Origin of the sequence: Pseudoalteromonas sp. 19-MNA-CIBAN-0066, assembly GCF_040308705.1 — a bacterium.
GTDB classification, from domain to species: Bacteria; Pseudomonadota; Gammaproteobacteria; order Enterobacterales; family Alteromonadaceae; genus Pseudoalteromonas; species Pseudoalteromonas nigrifaciens.
The window spans coordinates 46959-68487 of the sequence record NZ_JBEONZ010000006.1 but is presented as its reverse complement, the minus strand read 5'-3'; the positions used below and the strand labels follow the sequence as shown (position 1 = coordinate 68487).

The 21529-nt window shown below is 41.4% G+C and carries 19 protein-coding genes; 4 read left to right on the top strand and 15 right to left on the bottom strand.

Annotation, left to right across the window (positions count from 1 at the left end; genetic code table 11):
• Nucleotides 1-15: 15 nt before the first annotated feature.
• Genes ftsA through mraZ form a run of 14 tightly spaced genes read right to left on the bottom strand, consistent with a single transcriptional unit; the run spans nucleotide 16 to nucleotide 15475 of the window.
• Nucleotides 16-1248, bottom strand: coding sequence for a cell division protein FtsA (gene ftsA / locus AAEZ18_RS05750; protein ID WP_011329148.1), 1233 nt, complete (start codon nucleotides 1246-1248; stop codon nucleotides 16-18).
• On the bottom strand, nucleotides 1245-2024 hold the full coding sequence (locus AAEZ18_RS05745; protein ID WP_089368728.1) for a cell division protein FtsQ/DivIB: 780 nt from the start codon (nucleotides 2022-2024) through the stop codon (nucleotides 1245-1247). Before AAEZ18_RS05745 ends, ftsA begins: the two co-directional genes overlap by 4 nt.
• A 1-nt stretch (nucleotide 2025) precedes the next feature.
• Nucleotides 2026-2946, bottom strand: a complete 921-nt coding sequence (locus AAEZ18_RS05740) for a D-alanine--D-alanine ligase (protein ID WP_089368729.1) — start codon at nucleotides 2944-2946, stop codon at nucleotides 2026-2028.
• The gene (murC, locus tag AAEZ18_RS05735) at nucleotides 2943-4352 is read right to left on the bottom strand and encodes a UDP-N-acetylmuramate--L-alanine ligase (RefSeq protein WP_225740939.1); all 1410 of its coding nucleotides are present in this window, start codon (nucleotides 4350-4352) and stop codon (nucleotides 2943-2945) included. The genes AAEZ18_RS05740 and murC overlap by 4 nt, the downstream gene beginning before the upstream one ends.
• A gap of 42 nt (nucleotides 4353-4394) precedes the next feature.
• Nucleotides 4395-5471 carry an undecaprenyldiphospho-muramoylpentapeptide beta-N-acetylglucosaminyltransferase gene (murG, locus tag AAEZ18_RS05730; RefSeq protein ID WP_011329152.1) on the bottom strand — a complete coding sequence of 359 codons (1077 nt, stop codon included), beginning with the start codon at nucleotides 5469-5471 and terminating at the stop codon, nucleotides 4395-4397.
• Nucleotides 5468-6643, bottom strand: coding sequence for a cell division protein FtsW (gene ftsW, locus AAEZ18_RS05725; RefSeq protein ID WP_041454565.1), 1176 nt, complete (start codon nucleotides 6641-6643; stop codon nucleotides 5468-5470). Before ftsW ends, murG begins: the two co-directional genes overlap by 4 nt.
• A complete protein-coding gene (gene murD, locus AAEZ18_RS05720) occupies nucleotides 6640-7980 on the bottom strand; it encodes a UDP-N-acetylmuramoyl-L-alanine--D-glutamate ligase (protein ID WP_350549907.1) in 1341 nt (446 codons plus the stop codon). The genes ftsW and murD overlap by 4 nt, the downstream gene beginning before the upstream one ends.
• Nucleotides 7981-9063, bottom strand: a complete 1083-nt coding sequence (mraY, locus tag AAEZ18_RS05715; protein WP_011329155.1) for a phospho-N-acetylmuramoyl-pentapeptide-transferase — start codon at nucleotides 9061-9063, stop codon at nucleotides 7981-7983.
• Complete coding sequence (locus tag AAEZ18_RS05710) at nucleotides 9063-10445, bottom strand: UDP-N-acetylmuramoyl-tripeptide--D-alanyl-D-alanine ligase (protein ID WP_350549910.1); 1383 nt, start codon at nucleotides 10443-10445, stop codon at nucleotides 9063-9065. The genes mraY and AAEZ18_RS05710 overlap by 1 nt, the downstream gene beginning before the upstream one ends.
• The gene (gene murE, locus AAEZ18_RS05705; protein ID WP_350549913.1) at nucleotides 10442-11920 is read right to left on the bottom strand and encodes a UDP-N-acetylmuramoyl-L-alanyl-D-glutamate--2,6-diaminopimelate ligase; all 1479 of its coding nucleotides are present in this window, start codon (nucleotides 11918-11920) and stop codon (nucleotides 10442-10444) included. The genes AAEZ18_RS05710 and murE overlap by 4 nt, the downstream gene beginning before the upstream one ends.
• The gene (locus AAEZ18_RS05700; protein WP_182676487.1) at nucleotides 11913-13730 is read right to left on the bottom strand and encodes a penicillin-binding transpeptidase domain-containing protein; all 1818 of its coding nucleotides are present in this window, start codon (nucleotides 13728-13730) and stop codon (nucleotides 11913-11915) included. The genes murE and AAEZ18_RS05700 overlap by 8 nt, the downstream gene beginning before the upstream one ends.
• Nucleotides 13727-14053 (bottom strand): cell division protein FtsL, encoded by a 327-nt coding sequence (gene ftsL / locus AAEZ18_RS05695; RefSeq protein WP_011329159.1) that lies wholly within the window; start codon nucleotides 14051-14053, stop codon nucleotides 13727-13729. Before ftsL ends, AAEZ18_RS05700 begins: the two co-directional genes overlap by 4 nt.
• Nucleotides 14050-14988: a 16S rRNA (cytosine(1402)-N(4))-methyltransferase RsmH gene (gene rsmH, locus AAEZ18_RS05690; protein WP_089368734.1), complete on the bottom strand. Its 939-nt coding sequence runs from the start codon at nucleotides 14986-14988 to the stop codon at nucleotides 14050-14052. The genes ftsL and rsmH overlap by 4 nt, the downstream gene beginning before the upstream one ends.
• A 28-nt stretch (nucleotides 14989-15016) precedes the next feature.
• Nucleotides 15017-15475, bottom strand: coding sequence for a division/cell wall cluster transcriptional repressor MraZ (gene mraZ, locus AAEZ18_RS05685; protein ID WP_011329161.1), 459 nt, complete (start codon nucleotides 15473-15475; stop codon nucleotides 15017-15019).
• Between the two features lie 492 nt (nucleotides 15476-15967).
• Between mraZ and AAEZ18_RS05680 the strand changes: the two genes are divergently transcribed.
• From AAEZ18_RS05680 to AAEZ18_RS05670, 3 genes are all read left to right on the top strand, one after another.
• Nucleotides 15968-16294 (top strand): hypothetical protein, encoded by a 327-nt coding sequence (locus AAEZ18_RS05680; RefSeq protein ID WP_011329162.1) that lies wholly within the window; start codon nucleotides 15968-15970, stop codon nucleotides 16292-16294.
• A gap of 6 nt (nucleotides 16295-16300) precedes the next feature.
• Entirely contained in the window at nucleotides 16301-16756 is a 456-nt protein-coding gene (locus tag AAEZ18_RS05675; RefSeq protein WP_350550032.1) for a threonine/serine exporter family protein, read from the top strand.
• A gap of 200 nt (nucleotides 16757-16956) precedes the next feature.
• Nucleotides 16957-17199: a hypothetical protein gene (locus AAEZ18_RS05670; RefSeq protein WP_011329164.1), complete on the top strand. Its 243-nt coding sequence runs from the start codon at nucleotides 16957-16959 to the stop codon at nucleotides 17197-17199.
• A 103-nt stretch (nucleotides 17200-17302) separates the two neighbouring features.
• Here AAEZ18_RS05670 and AAEZ18_RS05665 read toward each other — a convergent pair whose 3' ends face one another.
• Nucleotides 17303-18145, bottom strand: a complete 843-nt coding sequence (locus AAEZ18_RS05665) for a pirin family protein (RefSeq protein WP_086993251.1) — start codon at nucleotides 18143-18145, stop codon at nucleotides 17303-17305.
• A gap of 349 nt (nucleotides 18146-18494) precedes the next feature.
• Here AAEZ18_RS05665 and AAEZ18_RS05660 point away from each other — a divergent pair, with 349 nt between their 5' ends.
• On the top strand, nucleotides 18495-21509 hold the full coding sequence (locus AAEZ18_RS05660) for a bifunctional diguanylate cyclase/phosphodiesterase (protein WP_350594633.1): 3015 nt from the start codon (nucleotides 18495-18497) through the stop codon (nucleotides 21507-21509).
• Nucleotides 21510-21529: the final 20 nt, after the last annotated feature.

Sequence of the window (21529 nt, the reverse complement as noted above, 5' to 3'; positions counted from 1 at the left end):
TCTCCGACTTGAGTACTAAAACTCGCCTTGGAACCACTTAGTAATGCGGCTCCATAAATTATTATTCCCTTCTGCTTTCAACTTTTGTGCATTCATTGATTGCATGGTACGCCCGTATTGTAACAAACCAACAGCGGTTGCGTACGAAGGATCGTCCACATAGTCTGTCAAACCAACTATCCCAATTGGTTTGCCTATTCTTACCGGCATTTGGAAAATATCTTCTGCTACTTCCATTGCGCCGGCCATTTTAGCAGTTCCGCCTGTGATAACGAGACCTGCTGCAATTTGGTCTTCTAACCCTGAGCGACGAATTTCTTCCATCGCTAATTCAAATAATTCTCTAAATCTTGGCTCTACCACTTCCGATAATGTATGACGTGACATTAATCTAGCTGGGCGTCCGCCTACACTCGGTACTTCTATGGTGTCTTCATTACTGGCCATTTGGCTACTAGCACAGGCGTATTGTACTTTGAGTGCCTCTGCATGTGATATAGGTGTGCGAAATATTTTTGCTATATCGCCAGTTACTTGGTTACCCGCCACCGGAATAACCGCTGAGTGACGCAGTGCACCATTAATGTATATAGTGATATCCATAGTGCCACCACCAATATCAAGTACTGCTACTCCCAGCTCTTTTTCATCATCGGTCAGTACCGAGTAACATGAGGCAAGTGCAGTAAAAATAAGCTGGTCAACTTCAAGCCCACAACGCTGTACACATTTTTCGATATTTTTTGCCATATCGTTTGAGCACGTAATAATGTGAGCACGTGCTTCCATACGTACGCCGCTCATACCGAGTGGGTTTTTAATCCCCTCTTGCATGTCGATACTGTATTCTTGTGGTAACGCATGTAGCATTTTACGCTCTGCTGAAATAGGCACTGAGCGGGCAATATGAATCACATTTTCAATGTCTTCATCGGTTACTTCGGTGTTGTTAATTGCTACTACACCGCTTTCGTTTTGGCATTGTATATGCTTGCCAGAGATACCAAGGTACACTGAGCTAATACGACAATCAGCCATCAATTCGGCTTCGTCTATGGCTCGGCGAATAGACTCAGATACTAAGTTTAAATCGTTTACGCCGCCTTTATCCATACCTCGGGATATCTGCGTGCCTACACCAACAATACTGAGTTTGTTGTCTGCGGTGATTTCACCTACCGTTGCAATCACTTTTGAGGTGCCAACGTCTAATCCAATCACTAGGTTTCTTTCTGCTGACTTAGTCATGCCTTACTCTTATTTTGTAATTGTTCTTCTTGCAATGGCTTAAAGCTGACTGCAAGGCCAGTATCGTAGCGTAAATCGATTGCATCTATTTGAGCATCTGCACGCTTTTCCATGCGTGGATAAACGTCTATAAAACGCTGTACACGCTTAGCTTTATCTTTGCGCCCTAAATTTAAGCGCACTCCATTATCTAGCCACAACTGCCATGAGAAACGCTCCGATAACGCTAAACTTTTTAACGTTAATGCGTTTACTTTTAGCATTTCGTCAAATTGCTGAAACGCAATCCATGCTTCTTGCTCACTGCCCTCTGGGCCATATAGTTGAGGTAAGTTTTTACTTAACTTATTACTTTTAGCTTCAAATGCATCGCCGTTTTGATTAAGTAACAAGTCACTATTCCAATGCGCAACAGCGCGGTGCTCAACTACATAAACTTGCAGTGTGTCGGGCCATTGTTTACGCACCGATACACTTGCCACCCAAGGTAAATCTTGTACCAATTGCTGTACATGCTTTACATTAAGGTCAAAAAAGCTAGTTAAATCTGCTTTTTTAATCGCCCTAATAATAGCGATTTCGTCGGTATATTTAGGATTACCCTGCACCATTAAGTGTTTAATTTGGGCATCTTTATTTTCTACCAACCAATCCGATACACCTGTAGTAATTTGCACTAAGCCGATTACCACAGCTAGAAAAAAACTCACCCCAAAAATTAGCGACCAGTTAAGTTGCTGTTTGATTTGTAGCGTTTTTTCTAAAAGGGGATGCATATTAAAGTGTTTGCTCCAAAATGCGAACAACTAATTGCTCAAAACTTGCACCATGTGCTTTTGCCGCCATAGGTACAAGCGACTTTTCGGTCATACCGGGTACTGTATTTACTTCTAATAAGTAAAAATCACCTTGCTGATCTTGCATTGCATCTACGCGTCCCCAGCCGCTAGCACCTACTAAATCAAATGCATCGAGTGCCATTGCTTGTAAGTGCTCGGTATCTGCAGGCGATAAATCTGCCGGGCAATGATACTGCGTGGTGGTTGCTTGATATTTAGCTTGGTAATCATAAAAACCATTGGGGGTTGTCATTTCGATTACTGGCAACACTTCATCGCCTAATACCGTTATGGTAAATTCGCGGCCACTGATCCACTGTTCAACTAGCACTTGGCTATCAAACTTAAACGCATTACTCAGTGCATCTTCAAGCTCTTGTGGCGTGCTTGCTTGTGCCATACCAATACTTGAGCCTTCGTGTGACGGCTTTACCATCACTTTTTTAAATTGCTGCATTATTGCCGCTGCATCAAAGCCTTTTTTGGCATCAACCACGGTATAAGGAGCGGTACTTAACCCTGCCGATTTAAATAAATGCTTACAACGCACTTTATCCATAGCCAGCGCTGAGCCTAGTACGTTACTGCCAGTATACGGCAGGTTCATAAATTCAAGCGCACCTTGCACTGTACCGTCTTCGCCACCACGACCATGCAGTGCAATGAACACTCTATCAATTGCTAACTCATTTAGCTCCCATAACGGGCGCTCTTTTGGGTCAAAGGCAATGGCGTTTATGCCATGATTTTGCAATGCATTTAATACCGCTTGTCCTGATCTTAATGACACTTCACGCTCTGCTGAGTTACCCCCTAACAGCACCGCTACTTTACCAAACTGCGTATTTAACTGTGTCATACTTCACCTTGTTTAAGTTTTTCTATCGACATACCCGTAGCGGCTAAGGTTTTTACTAATTGCCCTATGTTGCCAGCTCCTTGGGTTAATACTAAATCGTTATTTTGTAAGCAATCGGCTAATACGCTTGCCAGCTCTGCGCTATTAGCTACGTGGCGGGGCTCTTTACCGCGCTGGCGTAAACTACGGCATAAGCTTTTACTATCTGCGCCTACAATTGGCTCTTCGCCAGCACTGTATACATCGAGTAATAACAACTGATCAACCTCGGCTAATACCTTTACAAAATCTTCGTACAAGTCGCGAGTACGAGTAAAGCGATGAGGTTGATACACCATAACTAAACGCTTATCTGGCCAGCCTTCACGAGCAGCGGTAATAGTGGCGGCCACTTCTGACGGATGATGCCCATAATCGTCAACTAACATTACGCTACCACGTTCGTTTTCAAATTCACCGTAGTGCTGAAAACGTCGGCCAATACCTTCAAATTTTTGCAATGCTTCTAAAATAGCGAAATTAGCAATATTTTGATCTTTTGCTACCGCTATAGCTGCAGTGGCATTAAGTGCATTATGCTTGCCTGGCATATTTAGCGTTGCGGTTAAGCTCTCGCCTTGTTTATTGGTTACCGTAAACTTGCACGTGTTTGCCGACTGGCTAAAGTCGCTCATGCGATAATCCGCATCGCTCGACTCACCATAAGTAATCACTGGGCGACCAAAACGCGGTATAAGCTCGCTCGCGACTTCAGAGTCAATACACACTACAGCTAAGCCATAAAACGGCAGGTTATGAATAAAGTCCACATAAGTGTCTTTCATTTTTTCTAGGCTGCCGCCATAGGTTTCCATGTGATCTTCTTCAATATTAGTGATCACCGATACCATTGGCTGTAAGTGTAAAAATGAGGCATCGCTTTCATCCGCTTCGGCGATTAAAAAGTCGCTTTTACCTACTTTTGCATTGCTGCCGGCACTATTTAACAAGCCACCAATTATAAATGTTGGATCAAGGCCAGCTTGTGCATAAATACTGGCAATTAAACTGGTTGTTGTAGTTTTACCGTGTGTACCCGCAATAGCTATACCGTGGCGAAAGCGCATTAGCTCAGCGAGCATTTCGGCGCGGCGTACCACAGGTACTCTTGCGGCCTTTGCGGCTATAATTTCTGGATTTGTTTCATCAATAGCACTGGAAACAACCACTACATTGGCATCTTTTACGTTATTTTCGTGATGCCCAATAAACACCTCTGCACCGGCTTTAATTAACCTGTCTGTCATAGCGCTGTGCGCAATGTCTGAACCGGTAATCCTATAACCTTCAAACGCGAGTACTTCGGCAATGCCGCCCATGCCTGCGCCGCCAATACCAACAAAGTGGATGGTTTCAATGCGACGCATTGCTGGTCGTGTATATTGCTCTCTTATTGACGTTTGTTTCACTTATGCTCTCTTATTGGTTACTTGCTCACAGTGCATAGCTACGCTTGCTGTGGCATCTAAAATGGCTTGCTGTTTTGCATTTGCCGCCATTTCTTTAATTAATGAAGGTTTAGCTAAATATGGGCTTAAAAGCGCAACAATTGATTGTTGATTAAACTGCCCTTGTGGCATTAGTAATGCACCATTTGCCACAACTAAATACTGTGCGTTAGCTGTTTGATGGTCATCCACCGCATGCGGAAAAGGTACAAACACTGCCATTTTACCAGCAGTGGCAATTTCACTCACAGTGAGCGCGCCCGAGCGGCAAATAACAATATCGGCCCAGCCGTAAGCTGTGTCTATATCATCTATAAATTCAGCTACTTTTGTATTTTCAGTGCTAAATTTATGCGACTTATAAGCAGCTTCAACACTGCCTAAGTGCCCTTTACCCGTTTGGTGCCAAACACTTATAGCATTGGTATTACCCAGCTCTGCAAACGCAGCAGGCAAAGTTGTATTAAGTACTTGCGCCCCTAATGAGCCGCCTACCACTAAAATATTGATTGGGCTTGATACTTCTCGCACTGCAATATTTGCCACGCTTTCTCGCACTGGATTACCAACTAACTCGGCTTGCCCTGTAGCAAATGCACTTGGAAAAGCCGCCAATACCCGATTAGCAAACTTAGCAAGCCACTTATTGCTCATACCGGCAATGGCGTTTTGCTCATGGATCACCAGCGGAATACCTAAACTTTTAGCTGCAATACCTGTTGGGCCAGTTACATAACCGCCCATAGCGAGTACCACATCGGGCTTTTCGCTTTTCAATACCTTACGCGCTTGTAATATTGCATTAAGCACCATGAATGGGGCTTTAATAAGACGCTTTATTCCGTTACCACGTACGCCTTTTACATTAATAAAATTAATATCAATATTATGCTTAGGAACAACCGTTGCTTCCATTCTATCGGGAGTGCCTATCCAACTTACTTGCCAGCCTTGCTGCTTTAAGTAGTCGGCCACAGCAATACCCGGAAATATATGTCCGCCAGTACCACCGGCAACTACAACACACTTTTTACTCATCGCTTAGCTCCACCTGACGTGGCTTGTTTGGTCGCCATTTTAGTTTCAAAATCAACACGTAATAAAATACCAGCAGCAATTGTCATCATGAGTAAACTCGACCCACCGTAAGAAATAAACGGCAGTGTTAACCCTTTAGTAGGTAAAATACCCGCACTTGCGCCTACGTTCACCATGGTTTGAAAAGCAAACCAAATACCTATTGCCAACGCTAAATAGCCTTCGTATTCTTTACCATTTTTAAGCGCATTTTGGCCAATTAGTAAGGCTCTAAACACTAAGGTGCCTAATACTATTAATATGCTCGATACACCAACAAAACCAAGCTCTTCGGCTATTACCGCAAAAATAAAATCGGTATGCGCCTCGGGTAAGTATTGTAGCTTTTGTACGCTGTTACCTAGGCCTTGGCCAAACCAATCACCTTGACTGTAAGCCATTAACGATTGCACTAACTGATACCCTTTGCCAAATGGATCGTCCCACGGTTCTAAAAAGCCAATAACCCGCGCCATACGGTATGGTTCTAGCACTATTAGCCCGATAACCAAGGCAACACCGGTTAGAATTAATACAAAAAACTGCCAAAGTTTGGCACCAGCTAAAAACAATAAACCCACGGTAGTTACAAACATAACGACCACAGTACCTAAGTCAGGCTGCATTAAAATTAATCCTGCATAAGCCGCAAATACTAGTATTGGCTTAATAAAACCTTTTATGTTTTCTTGGACTTCGCTACGTTTACGCACCAAATAACCTGATATATAACTAAAAAAGAATAGCTTAGCCAGCTCAGATGCCTGAATGTTAAACGGCCCTATGGGTATCCAACGAGTTGAACCGTTTACTTCTCGGCCAACAATAAGCACTATAAGTAATAAGCCTAAACCCACTAACAACAAGTACGGATTCGCTTTTTTCCACCAGCTCATAGGCACTGAAGTGGTGATCCAAAATAAACAAAACGACAAAGCTAAAAATATACCGTGCCGAATAGTAAAATGATAAATATTACCAAATAATCTGTCTGCTGTAGGCATAGATGCACTGGTAACCATGACAAAACCCACCCCCATTAACATCAGCATGCAATACAATAATGGTACATCGTAGAGCTGCGCCGAAGGCTTGGGCGTTAGTGCTTCTTTAATATCGGCAAAGGCCATCATGGCTGTTCCGCCATAACACATTGTATAAAGTCATCGCCGCGTTGCATGTAGTTATTGTACATATCAATACTGGCACAAGCTGGGGCAAGTAACACAATATTACCGGGCTCGCTTAATTGCTTAGCCAGTGTTACCGCTTCGCTCATATTATTGGTTAAATGGCTTTTATTGGTTAATGCCATTAAATCTTTGGCATCTTTTCCAAAGCAAATTAGCGCTTTAACATGCTGCTGTAAGTAAGGTGTAAGGGCGTTTAAATCGGCTCCTTTTGCATCCCCACCAGCAATAACTATTAATTGTTGGCCATTAGTTGCAAGGCTATCTATTGCAGCAATAGTAGCCCCCACATTAGTGGCTTTAGAGTCATTAAAGTATTTAACTCCAGCACGTTCAGCAACAAACTGACAGCGGTGTGCAAGGCCATTGAATTGGCTAAATGCTGTACTGTATTGTGCTTTACTAATATTAAACGGGCTAAGTAGCGCCATTACCGCAAGAGCATTTAAATAATTGTGCTTGCCGACTACCGCCAAGCTAGTTACTGGTAAAAAGGCTTTATTAGCCTGCATAAAATATGTTTGTTGCTGATATTCGCCAAGGCTGTAACCGCCCTGGTTAGCACCAAAACTTAATTGGGATTTTGCTTTACTATGCGTGGCTTCGTCGTCTGCATTGGTTATCACTAAAGCTGCGTTATTATAAATACTCAGCTTGGAATCTATATAAGCTTGATAACTGGCGTAACGATCGAGGTGATCCTCTGAAACATTCAGCACGGTGGCGCTAATTGGCTGTAAACTTGTTGTGGTATCTAGCTGAAAACTAGACAACTCCAATACGTACACATCAACGTCGTTGTTACTTAAATCACTTTGTAGTAAATCAAGCACTGCGGTGCCAATGTTGCCACCTAATGCTGCTTTATAACCAGCAGCAAGTAATACCTGCTGCGCCAGTGTGACTACTGTGGATTTACCATTAGATCCCGTAACAGCAACCACAGGTTTAGTATTAATACGGGCAAACAACTCAACATCACCAATCACTTCAACGCCTGCGTTTATAGCTTTAGCAATTGCTGGAATTGTTAAGCTAAGGCCTGGGCTAATAATGATCATATCGCTGGCGCAAAGATCGGCACTGTCCAAATCACCAAAACGGGTAGTTAAGGTTGGCGTATTTTGTTTTAGCCAATCAATTCCCGGTGGGTTTATTCGGCTATCAACCACGGTTGGTGTTAAACCCTGAGACACTAAAAAACGCACAATGCCCAGGCCGGTTACACCGAGTCCGAGCACTGTTATTTGTTTGTTTTTTATCTCACTTAAGTATCGCATTTATCGAATCTTTAACGTCGCAAGGCCAGCTAACACTAGCACGATTGAAATAATCCAAAAGCGCACAATAACCCGCGGCTCTGGCCAACCTTTTAATTCGTAATGATGATGGATAGGCGCCATTCTAAAAATTCGTTGCCCGCGTAATTTATACGAGCCTACTTGTAAAATAACCGACAAGGCTTCCATTACAAATACTCCCCCCATAATAATAAGCAGTAACTCTTGGCGAACTAATACGGCAATAATACCCAATGCACCGCCTAATGCTAATGAGCCTACATCGCCCATAAATACTTGCGCTGGGTAAGTGTTAAACCATAAAAAGCCCAGCCCTGCGCCTACTATTGCGGTACATACCACAACAAGCTCACTGGCCAGCGGTAAATATGGAATATGTAAGTAATTCGAAAAATTCACATTACCAGTTAAGTAAGCAATAATTGCCAGTGCTGCTGCCACTAAAATAGTGGGTACTATGGCAAGGCCATCAAGTCCATCGGTAAGGTTTACCGCGTTTGATGTTCCTACTAACGCAAAGTAGGTAATAACAATGTAAAACAAGCCTAGTTGCGGTAATACATCTTTAAAAAATGGTACAACTAACGAAGTTTCATTGGCTTGAGTGCTGGTAAAAAATAATGCACAAGCAACAACTAAGGCTATAACTGATTGCCAAAAATACTTCCACTTAGCAATTAAACCTTTAGGGTCTTTACGAATAACTTTTCGGTAGTCATCCACAAAGCCAACCACTCCTAACGAGCCAATAACAAATAACGTTGCCCAAACATATTTATTTGATAAATCGGCCCATAATAAGGTACTGGTAAAAATAGCCGCTAAAATCAGTAAGCCACCCATAGTAGGTGTTCCCGATTTTGATAAATGCGATTGTGGACCGTCATCGCGCACTGTTTGCCCTATTTGCATACGTTGCAAAGCGCGAATTAACTTAGGCCCTAAATAAAGCGACATCATTAATGCGGTTAAAATCCCTAAAATCGCACGTAGGGTTAAGTACGAAAAAACATTAAAGCCCGTGTAATATTGGGTTAAATACTCTGCCAGCCAAACTAACATTAAAATACTCCATTGATGGCTTGTTGCTGGCCATTAACTAAATCGGTTACTAAAAGCTCCATGCGAGAACTGCGTGATCCCTTCACGACTATGGTGGTTTTTTTATCTACTTTTTTAATACTTGTTTGAATTTGTTGCAGCATTTGCTCACGGTTTGAAAAGTGCCTATTTGGCAGGCCATACACATCACTGGCATAGCGACTTAATACACCTAAAGTAAACAGCTCATTGATGCCTTGCTCTAATGCATATTCGCCTACTTCTTGATGATATTGACGTGCTTCTTCGCCAAGTTCACCCATGTCGCCCAGTGCTAAAATACGATGCCCTTGCATGTCACTTAGTAAATCAATGGCGGCTTTAACCGATTTAACATTGGCGTTATAGGTATCATCAACCACAGTTAATAAGTCTGAAACATTAATTAAATTAACGCGGCCTTTTACATCCCCCATGGTTGCCAGCGCATTGGCTATATCCTCAAGGGTGACATCAAACTCACTGGTTAGTGCTGCTGCAATAAGTGCATTACTAATATTATGCTTACCTGGTAGCGCAAGCTTAACCGGTATTTGTGCGTTTTTAGTGCATAGGGTAAAGCTAGCGCGAGCATTTTCATCTAGGCTAATATTTTCAGCCCAAATATCGAGTTTTTCACTGCTCGAAAAACGCGTTACTTTACGGCCATCGAGTTTATCTAGCCAATATTGGCTAAACTCACTGTCGCAATTAACAATGGCAACGCCATCATCTTTAAGCCCATCAAAAATTTCGCCTTTGGCTTTAGCCACACCCATTAAGCTGCCAAAACCTTCTAAGTGAGCGGCGGCTACATTACATACCACGGCAACATCGGGTTTGGTCATAGCGGTGGTATAAGCAATTTCACCTAAATGATTTGCACCCAACTCTATAACGGCAAAACGGTGTTGCGGCTCTAAGCGTAATAAGGTTAGCGGTACGCCAATATCGTTATTAAAATTACCTTTAGTGGCTAGTACATCACCATGCACAGATAAAATTGCAGCGCACATTTCTTTTACTGTGGTTTTGCCAACGCTGCCAGTAATGGCAATAGTTTTAGGAGCTACTTGCGTCATTACTGCGCCGCCTATAATTCCCAATGCTAAACGGGTATCGGCAACTATAAACTGTGGAATATCAACATCAACTTTGTGCTGCACAATAACGCCAATCGCGCCATTTTGTTTTGCTTGGGCAATAAATTTATGACCATCAAAATTTGGCCCTTTTAGTGCTAAAAACACTTCACCACTGCAAATGCTGCGAGTATCTGTATTTATATTTAGCACTGGTTGATTATCACCTTGATAATCGGTTGCTAGCACGTTAGCTAGCCAATCAAAATCCATCGGGATCATGCTTGAGTCCCTCTTACTGCTTTTTTTAGTTGTTGTTGTACGTAACGGCGATCGCAAAAATCGATGCGCTGATCACCTATTATTTGATAGTCTTCATGGCCTTTACCAGCAATAAGAATAACCTCGTCTGCTTTGGCATTGCTTATAGCGTAACTAATAGCTGTTGCTCTATCGGCCTCTAAATAAGCTTTTGTTGGCTGTGCTAAACCTTGTGCTACATCGGCAATAATGGCGTCAGGATTTTCTGAACGTGGATTATCACTGGTAATAATAACCTTATCCGCATTTTGCTCTGCCGCTTGTGCCATTAATGCCCGCTTGCCTTTATCGCGGTCGCCACCACAACCAAATACACAACTTACTCCACCAGGTACATGCTGCTGTAATGCTTGCAACGCAAGCGCAAGCGCCTCAGGTGTGTGAGCGTAATCAACAATACAGGTTGGCTTGCCTTTGGCGCTAAATGCTTGCATGCGTCCGGCTACCGGTTGCAATTGCGCACAGCCTGCAATTAATTGTGCTAGCGGATAACCTAGCCCCAATAAAGTTGCAAGTGCCGCAGTTAAATTATATAAATTAAATTCGCCAAATAACGGCGACTTTATAGCAATATCGCCCCAGCTTGTAGTTAATTGTGCTGCTATGCCTTGCGCTGAATAAGTAACGTCTGAAAAGTACACAAACTGTGCATTTTTAGGTGGTAAGTTTTTTCGCCCGTAACACACTAAACTGTTAAAGCTGTATTTTTCGAGCCACTGTTCTGTTTGTCCATCATCTTGATTAAGAACCACAAGTTCAGGTTCAAAGTCTTTAAACAACATTAGCTTAGCATCACCATAACGCGCCATGTCACCATGGTAGTCGAGGTGATCGCGCGATAAATTAGTAAATACCGCCGCTTTAAATTGACACTGTGCAACCCGCTGCTGTACTAATCCGTGGGATGACACTTCCATCGCCACCAGCTTGGTATTTTGCTGCTTTAAATCATTTAAAATTCGTTGTAAATCAACCGACGATGGCGTGGTATTTATTAGTGGTGTTAGATTATCTGGATGACCATAGCCTAAGGTGCCAATAATGGCCGACTGGCTGTTACAAAACTGCGCTAAATGAGCGATCATAGCCGTGGTGGTCGATTTACCGTTTGTACCTGTCACACCAATTAAATCAAGCATGTGGCTTGGCTGATGGTAAAAGCGACTCGCCAGCTCAGGGAGCTTTTTAGTCAGCTCTGACACTAAGTAAAGTGGCTCAAAACTAGTTTCAAATTCGCATAATCTGTCGGCAATAATTGCAACCGCGCCATTTTCAATTGCCTTCGCAATAAATTGTCCGCCATCTAATTGATGACCTTTAATTGCCACAAATACATCACCGGGCGTTACTTCCCGGCTATCAAGGCGTAGGTGCCCTACCTGCTGCGAGGGGGCATCTATCTCTATATATTTTAAAATTGCTTTTAAATCACGCATCGTTCTCTTTACCTTTTACGTACGCTACCTCTTCCTTATCGGGCGCTACGTTTAATATTCTTAATGCGTTAGAGACGATTTCTGCAAATGCAGGGCCAGCAGTGGCACCTCCATAGTACACATCGCCGCCGGGTTCGTTAATCATCACTACCACTGCTAATCTAGGATTACTTGCAGGTGCAATACCGGCAAAGTAGCCTACATATTCGTCACCGTAGCCACCAACAGCTGCTTTTTTAGAAGTACCTGTTTTACCAGCAGCGCGATAACCATCTACGTTAATTCTGCGCGCTGTACCGTCTTTTTCAAATACACTTTCCATCATGTGTACAACCGCTTCTACGTCTTTTTGTTTAAAAACACGCTCCCCCTCAGGGATGTCATCTTGCTTTAAAATGGTTAATGGCCGATTAATTCCGCCTGCGCCTAACATGGTGTAAAAACGTGCCATTTGCGCGGTACTTACCGCAATAGCATAACCAAATGATAATGTAGCAATTTCGAAGTCAGACCAACGGCGATTTGGATAAAACAACCCACTGCTTTCACCCACCATACCGGTGCCAGAATCCGATCCAAATCCTACCTTTTGAAATAATCCCACTAAATAATCTTTGGGTACCAACTGAGTTACTTTAGCAACGCCCATATTTGAGGAATATTTTAAAATTTCGCGCAGCGTCATCTCACCGTGGTTACGGGTATCTTGTACTAAGCTGCCGCCTAATCGCATCCAACCTGGGTAGGTGTCAATGGTGTCATCGGCCTTAATTGCGCCGTAGTCTAGCCCAGCTAAAATGGCTAGAGGCTTAACGGTTGAACCTGGTTCAAACAAATCTGTAATAGCACGGTTACGGCGCTTATGCGGGGCAGCGTCATTTAAATTATTAGGATTAAACGATGGGCTATTTACCATAGCCAATACTTCGCCGGTTTTAACATCTACCACCATGGCAGAGCCAGATGTGGCTTTATAAGTAAGCACTGCCGATTTTAGCGCTTTGTAAGCAATACCTTGAATGCGCTGATCAATACTTAAGTGAATGCTTTCGGGCTCTACACGCTCTCGCTCGTCAAGTACTGCAACTTCACGGCCTTGGGCGTCTTTACGAATTGTACGACGGCCTTCTTCACCTGTAAGGGCATTTTCGTAAAGCTTTTCTATGCCTTCAATACCCTTACCATCAATATTTGTGAAGCCAATAATATGCGCAGTTACTTCGCCTGCGGGATAATAGCGTTTTGACTCGTCGAGTAAATGAATGCCTGGTAGGCGTAAATCACCAATGTAATTTGCCACTGCGGGGGTTACTTGACGCTTTAAATATACAAAGCGGCGCGTAGGATCGTTTAGCAAGCGTGAGTTTATTTTTTTAGGTTCTAAACGTAAAACATCGGCAAGCTCACGCCAGCGCAAATCGTTTTTATAATAAAGTGCAGTACGCTTATCTAGCTCAGCAGCATTTTCTGCTAATGCTTGGTGATCTTCACCATTTTTACGTGCTTGCCTTAGTACTTTAGATACCAATGATTTGTGCAGTGCTTTGGGGTCTGCATACACACTCACTACAGGTACACTTACCGCTAATTCTTTACCATTGCGGTCAAATATCATGCCTCGTTGTACATGCAGTTTTTCAACTCGCACCGTACGCTTATCGCTTTCTGAGCGGGCTTTATCTGGTTCTAATATTTGCAAATAAGCAGCACGGGCTACCAGTGTTACAAACACTAAAAACACCACTGCGCAAACTAAAGTAAAGCGCCATGTGATTAAATTATTAACCGGTTTTTTGCCGCGAGTTCTCATTGTAGTATTATCACCTGCTCATCTTGGCTGGTTGGCCGTTTCATTTTTAACTGCGATATAGCAACTTCTTCAATGCGTGCATGCTGAGAGTAAAACTCTTCTTCTACTAATAAGTAACGCCACTCTAAATCTAATTCGTCGCGTTGTTGCAGTAACGAGTCTTGCTCGATAAGTTGCCCTCGCGCAAGGTGCGTTATTTGCACCAAAGTTAAACTAGAAGCGAGTATCACAACCAATAAGGCCGAGGTAAGCTTATTAGCACCTAGGCCTTTAATTATTTCAAAAAATAAATTAGGTTGACGATAGCTCGCTTTTTTACTCATCCCAGCCTCTGCGCAATCCTAAGTACAGAGCTACGTGAACGTGGGTTACGCTCTACTTCTGCAGCGCTTGGCTTAATGGCTTTACCCACAGCTTTTAATGTCAAATTTTGATTTATTTGTGCGTCAGTTAAAGGTAAACCTCGAGGTAGCGTCTCGCCACGGCTTTGCTTTCTAATAAATTGTTTTACAATACGATCCTCTAAAGAGTGGAACGAAATAACAACTAAGCGACCACCTGGCTTAAGAACTTTAATCGCAGATTGTAATGCTGTTTGAATTTCTTCTAATTCACTATTTATATAAATGCGAATAGCCTGAAAAGTTCGTGTAGCTGGGTGTTTAAATTTATCTTTAACCGGTACCGCTTCATCTACCAAGTCGGCAAGCTGCTTAGTGGTGGTAATTGGCGTATGTTCGCGAACTTCCAGCACTTTGTGCGCAATGCGCTTACCAAACTTTTCTTCACCTAGCTTTTTAATAACATGGGTAATATCGTCAAGTTCAGCTTCGGCCAGCCACTGTGCAGCACTGCGCCCTGTGGTTGGATCCATGCGCATATCCAGCGGGCCATCTTTCATAAAGCTAAAGCCACGCAGTGCATCGTCAAGCTGTGGCGACGACACGCCAATATCAAGTAAAATGCCATCAACTTTGCCAATCAGATCGTTTTGCTCAGCCACATCGTATAGGTTTGAAAAGCGTGTATGAGCAATTGCAAAGCGTGGATCATCTGCAAATTTTTCAGCCGATTTAATTGCTTGTGGATCTTGATCTATGGCCTGTAGGCGACCTTCACTACCAAGGCGCGCTAATATTTGACCTGAATGACCGCCACGTCCAAAAGTGCCATCCATGTATATACCGTCTGGCTTAATTGCAAGTGCATCTATGGTTTCGTCCATAAGCACGGATACGTGTTCAAATTGTGCTGTCATTAGCTATTGTTTGCCTTTTATTGTGCCGTTAGAGTGTGAAATTATCTAAATCTGGGTGTGGTTCAAAATCACCAAGCCTTTCAAGCTCTGTATCTTGGCGCATTTGCTGATGCCAACGCGCTTCATCCCATATTTCAAATTTATTCATTAAACCAACTAGCATGATTTTTTTGCCAAGATCTGCATGGGCGCGCAACGAAGGCGCTAGCAAAATCCGGCCATTTTTATCAAGTTGATATTCAGTAGCATTACCCAGCAACATGCGCTGCATACGACGGGCTCGTGGGTTCATATTAGATATTTTTGCTAGGCGGCTTTCTATTTCTTGCCATTGTGCCAATGGATATAACCATAAACACGGCTCATTTAATGCGACGGTACAAATAACCGTTCCCTGATCTTCAGACAATAGATCGTCTCGGTACTTAGTGGGTACCGCAAAACGTCCTTTATCATCCAAACTCAGCGAACTTGCGCCACGAAACATAAAAAGCCTACTTTAAAATTGTTTTAATCAACACTTTTGATTAACCCGATCCATTTTGATCCACTATAAACCACTTTTTACCACAGTGCTCCAGTTTAGGGCTTGACAAGGCTTTTTGTCAAGTAATCAGGCTTCCTTTAACGCGTCTCAAAGCTAGAAAAAATAAGGCTTAGCGTAAAGCGATTGAATTAAGTGGGAAAAAATGGAATTCGTGGTGAGATTTTTTCTTATCATTTTAAGTAACCTTTCGTTTACACTTTTTGCTTACTGAATAACCAGTGAACAATTACAAATTTTAAGGCGTGATTTAGCCATTTGTAAAATTTACTCAATTATAGGGCAATTGTTACTACTCAAGTTAAAGCCAGCCAACCTAAAAACTAATATACCAATACAAATCATGGGTTTAGATTTATTTTAAAGTTGGTTTGATCATTGCAACTATAAATTTACCAATAAATTTTTTAACTTTATTTTTATTAAGGATTGATTATGGCTACTGCAACAAATACTAAAACATCAACAACTACAGCGACTAAACCTGAAGTTAACGAAGCACCCTTTACAGAAAAAGCAACATCGGCTGCACACGACGCAGTAGATGCACTTTCTAGTAAAGCAGCCGTAGCAGAGAGCAGCGTAAGAAAAGGGGCAACTAGCTCTGCTGAAACACTGAGTGAAAAGCAACTCATTGCCCGTGAAAAACTAGGTGAATATACATCTAAAACACGCACCCTTGCAGCAGAGAACCCATTAGCAACAGCTGGAATTGCATTTGCCGCAGGTATGCTAGTAACTGCATTGTTTCGTCGTAAGTAAACAATGATGAATAATCCACAAACAACAGCGACCAAGGATGGTGACGCTCAAAATCAAACGGCCCAAGACGCGAGCCAAAAGGAAGATTGGCAAGATCATATTGCTAAGCTTTTAGCCTATTCTGAGCAAATTAAGGATGACTACAAAACGCAAGGCAAACTTACCAAACAATTAGCAAAAGCTGAGTGGCATTTGTCGCTCAGATCACTTGCACTCATTACTATACTTTTGGGTTGTTTTGCCAGCGGTTTGATTTTGTTGTGGATTGTTTTATTGGGCGCAATTGGCTTTGGAGTTTATGAGTTATTTGCCTCTGTATGGCTAAGTATAGCAACCGCAACTTTACTACAAATTATAGGCTTAATTTGGCTTTGGAAAAGTGCTATTTATTTAAGTAACAAAATTGGCTTTAGTAAAACATTACGTAGCTTAAAACAGTTATTTAACCTGAACTCTGGTTAAAAGATTTACTAACGTATTGAATCATAGCTATGTTTAAATTTATTTTCTCTAGCCAGAAACTTTCAGTGAAAACAAGACGAATTGACGCGTCAATAGCTGGCCTATTGCAAGTAAATTCAACGCAGTTAGCGCTTAAAGTAGCTGTTTGAGATAGATTTATTATCCAAAGTTCAGGTTATTTAACCTTCAAGGAGATAACAATGCTGGTTAACTATTTAATTCAGTCGCCAAACAAAGCGGTGAATAATCTTAGTAAACAAATGGATTTACAAAGTGAATTAAAACGCCAACATCACATGGCGTTTAAGTACAGATTAAAACGCTTTGCGGTTACCAAAGTTGGTATTTCAAGCGCATTTTTAGCCGGTGCTGTTGTGCAGGCTAGTAGTACTAAATCTGGTTTAATCAAAAAATATGCCTGGCTAGCAAGATTATTAGCTTAATGGATAAAACCAGTGCCGCGCAATAAATAATAGCGCAGCACTAATTGATAGCTTTAGCCTTTGTTAAGCGGCTTAATTGATCATTGATCATAAATCGGCGATTCTAAATATTACCAAACTCACCGTTTTGATAATCACGAATAGCTTGCTGAATTTCAGCTTCAGTGGTCATTACAAATGGCCCCATGTGAGCGATTGGTTGTTGAAGCTCATCACCAGCTAAAATAAGCACACCTGCTCCTTGCTCTGTATATAAGTCAATGTCACTACCTGGTTCTAGTATTAACAGCTGTTTTGCTGCAATAACGTTACCTGCTTGCGTAGTTAACGAACCGGTATGAATATATAGCATCACTTTTTGCTGGCTAAGTGGTGGCAACTCAAAACGCTGTCCTGCAGGTAAAGTTACATCAGCTAAAGCGGCATTTGCAGCGAGCGTTTGTAGGCTTGATGTTAAAGCCTGATCGGCAAACTGCCATGTGCCTGCCAATGCTTTAAGTGTTACTCCATTATCATTTGTGGCAACTGGCGCAGGGTGCGCTGTTGTATCTTGGTAAATTGGTGCGCGCATTTTTTCTGCACTGGGCATATTGATCCATATCTGAAAACCATGTAACCCTTCATTGGCATCTGCCAATGGCATTTCACTGTGCATTACCCCTTTACCTGTACTCATCCATTGTACATCGCCTGCTTTTATGGCCTTTTTATTACCCATTTGGTCACGGTGTTCAAAGCCACCTTTAATAATATAGGTAAAGGTTTCCATACCACGATGAGGATGCGCAGGAAAACCGCCAATGTAATCGTTTTTATTATCTGACTTTAGTTCGTCAATCATTAAAAAGGGATCTAGGTGCTTGCCATCAAAACCGGGAATTCTACTAATATTAACGCCATCACCATCTTGGGTTGCGTGCGCACTTAGTTGTTTAATTACTTTCATTTTATTGCTCCAATAAAGTAGATAACACTATTTAAGCACACTGAAAATTTACGTATATATGTTTAATTCGTACCATTTATTCTTTTTAAACGAATTTTAGTTTTTATCCTAAAAAATTACAGTTTGCTATAACCGTTATTAAATGACTTGCTGTTAAAGTAGTTATTACAGCTGATTTTTGATTTAATAAGCAATGCTTTAATCCTTATTATTTATATGGTTATTAAACAAAAAGTTAGCTACAATTATTTTTGGCGTAAATCTCTATTAAGGCATTATTATTTTTACCACTTCACTTAAAAATCAGCTTTACCGTTTGCTTATTTTATTTAGCATTCCTGGGGTCGCTGTGATCATTTTTACGTTATTACTAGAACGTAACTATTCAATTAAGCAAAGTGAGCTACAAGCAACCAATATTGCCAACCGTTTTTCATTACAACAAAAAAATATGCTTGATGATATTGAGCGTTTAGCGCGCTATATCGCACAACAAGAAAGCAAGCATGATGAGCTGCTAACCACCTGCCCTGACTATTTTGAGCTATTTAAGTCACTCTACAATAATGTTGCTAATATTGGCATGATTGACTTGCAGGGGAATATTAGTTGCGCCACATCGGGGCAAGTAAAAAATATAAATATTGCAGATAGAGATTATTTTAAAAATGCATTAAATAGCGACATGCTATCTGTAGGCTATTTTCAGCTAGATCGAAGTTTACAAACAACAACGGTGAATTTTGCGCTGTCGTTAAAAAATACCGCTGGGGTTACCAAAGGCGCTGTTATAATTGTGATTGCCTTAGATTGGTGGAATGCAGCAATAAATGAAATTAACTTACCTGATGGATCGTTAGTTGCCATTGTTGATTCTAACACTAAAATTTTAGCTCACTACCCCAAAAACACTACTTTAATAGGTAATAGCATTGCCCAAAGTTATGTGGAGTCGATGCAGGCTGATTCTCATTTTATTACAGATGAGCAAGGTGTTATCCGTATTTTTTCTCGCTCAACTATTTATAACGATCCACATAATAACAACTTAGATATTTATATTGGTTTACCCGTCACCGATGTTTTAGCACAAATAAATCATAACTTTATAATCTCTTTAACTGTATTTATAATCTTTTTATTACTGCTAACATTTATTGCCTACAAACTACTTAAAGTAAGTATTTTTACACCTATTAATAACCTAACTAAAGCAACCGACAGCTTAGCAAATGGCGTTATGCCATCTGAGCAAAATGACACTCCTAACAGCCCCGAACTCAAGGTTTTATATCAAATAATGGCTGAAACTCGCTTAGCTACTGAGGCTAACCTTAAAAATAAACACGATGAGTTAACCAGTTTATTAAGTGCGCTGCCAGATAGTTACTTAAAGATTAACAACAAAGGTGATGTTTCTAATATTGGGGGATCATTTAATATTCCTGATGTTACGCAATCGGTAAACAACTTAACTTTAGCTAGTTTTGTTACTGAGCGTAATGCACAGTTAATTCTCAATAACCTCCCTACTTCAACTTCAAAAAGCTCAAGTAACTTAGAGTTTACCTTGCAAAGCCAAACTGATATTAAAAGCTTTGAAGCCAGAATAAACCCAATGCAAACTAACCATGAGTTTGTAGTAGTGCTACGCGATATAACCCAGCGCAAACAAAATGAAGAAGCCCTACACTTAGCGTCGCTTGTGTACGATAACAGTAGTGAAGGAATGGCTATAACCGATGAAAATGGCATTATATTCGATGTTAACCCTGCTTTTAGTAAAACCACGCTTTTTTCTAAAGAAGAAGTAATTAATAAAACGATCAGTGTTTTGTCCTCTGGCAAGCACGATAAGACATTTTATCAGGCTCTGTGGGCAGAACTAACAAGCACGGGGCGTTGGCAGGGAGAAATTATTAATCGCCGTAAAAATGGTGAGCTTTACGTGGAATGGTTAACTATAGATACTGTGTATGATGACAATAACATGCCGGTTCGTCGTATAGCCATATTTACAGACTTAACAGAAAAAAAACAAGCCGATGCGCTTATTTGGAAACAAGCTCACTTTGATCACCTTACTGACTTACCGAATCGATTAGAGTTAAAAAAACGTTTAAATGAATGTTTTACGCGTGTAGAAAATAATGCCGAGCAACTGGTTATTATGTTGCTCGACATAGATCACTTTAAAGACGTTAACGACACTTTAGGGCACCATTATGGTGATGCTTTACTTAAATTTGTGTCGCAGCGTATTTTAGAGTCAGCAAAAAATGCCGAGTTTGTTGCCCGCATTGGCGGCGACGAATTTGTAATCGTATTTAGTAAAATTAAAGAACAGCATATAAAGCAAATAGCTGAAAATATTTTACTTAGCTTGTCATCGGCTATTTATATTGAAAACGAAGAGTTGTTTATTAGTGCCAGTATAGGTATTGCCTCAGCCCCTAATGATGGCGAAAATACTGAGCAGTTACTCAAAGCAGCCGATCAAGCAATGTATAAAGCAAAAGTTAATGGCCGTAATGGCTTTGAATTTTTCTCCCATGACATGCGCGAAAAAGCGCAAATGCGCATGCTGCTACTTAAAGAATTACGAACAGCAATAGAGCTTGAGCAGTTTGAATTGTTTTATCAACCTATCGTCTGCCTAAAAGACTTGCACGTACACAAAGCTGAAGGATTAATTCGTTGGCGTCACCCTGAAAAAGGCTTAATAAGCCCTGCTGACTATATTCCGTTAGCTGAGGAAACCCGACAAATAAATATACTTGGGCAATTTGTTTTCTCCCAAGCATTACAAACACTCAATGATATAAAAGCACACATAACCAATGATTTTCAGCTGAGCGTTAATGTATCGCCAATACAGCTATCTACCCCAGATAGCGGGATAGATGAGTGGGGAGCTATGCTTAATGCAGCAAACCTGCCTGCATCATCAATTGTTGCTGAAATAACAGAAGGCTTAATGGTCAACCCTGAGGCTTTAACACAAAGCCGTTTAAAGGCACTGGTTCAGTCGGGAATGCAATTAGCCCTTGATGATTTTGGCACCGGTTACTCTTCTCTCGCTTACTTACAAGAAATGGATACCGACTACCTTAAAATAGATAAACGCTTTGTTGATAACATTAATAAAGGTAGCCAGGAGCTGGTATTGTGCGAAACCATTATCGTTATGGCGCATCAGTTAGGGTTAAAAGTAATTGCTGAAGGAATAGAAACCAAGCAGCAAATGCAACTGTTACTTGAAGCTGGTTGCGACTATGGGCAAGGCTATTTATTTTCAAAACCCTTACCTAAAGAGCAGTTTATGAGCTTACTAACCACAAGCCAAATCATTGCACTAAAATAACCACAGCGTTAGGCACCAAA

Coding starts and splice junctions, on each gene's coding strand:
- ftsA (WP_011329148.1), bottom strand. CDS start 1,248: ATGACTAAGTCAGCAGAAAGAAACCTAGTGATTGGATTAGACGTTGGC.
- murE (WP_350549913.1), bottom strand. CDS start 11,920: ATGCGTGATTTAAAAGCAATTTTAAAATATATAGAGATAGATGCCCCC.
- rsmH (WP_089368734.1), bottom strand. CDS start 14,988: ATGACAGCACAATTTGAACACGTATCCGTGCTTATGGACGAAACCATA.
- murD (WP_350549907.1), bottom strand. CDS start 7,980: ATGCGATACTTAAGTGAGATAAAAAACAAACAAATAACAGTGCTCGGA.
- AAEZ18_RS05745 (WP_089368728.1), bottom strand. CDS start 2,024: ATGCATCCCCTTTTAGAAAAAACGCTACAAATCAAACAGCAACTTAAC.
- AAEZ18_RS05740 (WP_089368729.1), bottom strand. CDS start 2,946: ATGACACAGTTAAATACGCAGTTTGGTAAAGTAGCGGTGCTGTTAGGG.
- mraZ (WP_011329161.1), bottom strand. CDS start 15,475: ATGTTTCGTGGCGCAAGTTCGCTGAGTTTGGATGATAAAGGACGTTTT.
- murG (WP_011329152.1), bottom strand. CDS start 5,471: ATGAGTAAAAAGTGTGTTGTAGTTGCCGGTGGTACTGGCGGACATATA.
- ftsL (WP_011329159.1), bottom strand. CDS start 14,053: ATGAGTAAAAAAGCGAGCTATCGTCAACCTAATTTATTTTTTGAAATA.
- AAEZ18_RS05680 (WP_011329162.1), top strand. CDS start 15,968: ATGGCTACTGCAACAAATACTAAAACATCAACAACTACAGCGACTAAA.
- mraY (WP_011329155.1), bottom strand. CDS start 9,063: ATGTTAGTTTGGCTGGCAGAGTATTTAACCCAATATTACACGGGCTTT.
- murC (WP_225740939.1), bottom strand. CDS start 4,352: ATGCGTCGCATTGAAACCATCCACTTTGTTGGTATTGGCGGCGCAGGC.
- AAEZ18_RS05675 (WP_350550032.1), top strand. CDS start 16,301: ATGAATAATCCACAAACAACAGCGACCAAGGATGGTGACGCTCAAAAT.
- AAEZ18_RS05700 (WP_182676487.1), bottom strand. CDS start 13,730: ATGAGAACTCGCGGCAAAAAACCGGTTAATAATTTAATCACATGGCGC.
- AAEZ18_RS05665 (WP_086993251.1), bottom strand. CDS start 18,145: ATGAAAGTAATTAAACAACTAAGTGCGCACGCAACCCAAGATGGTGAT.
- AAEZ18_RS05670 (WP_011329164.1), top strand. CDS start 16,957: ATGCTGGTTAACTATTTAATTCAGTCGCCAAACAAAGCGGTGAATAAT.
- ftsW (WP_041454565.1), bottom strand. CDS start 6,643: ATGATGGCCTTTGCCGATATTAAAGAAGCACTAACGCCCAAGCCTTCG.
- AAEZ18_RS05710 (WP_350549910.1), bottom strand. CDS start 10,445: ATGATCCCGATGGATTTTGATTGGCTAGCTAACGTGCTAGCAACCGAT.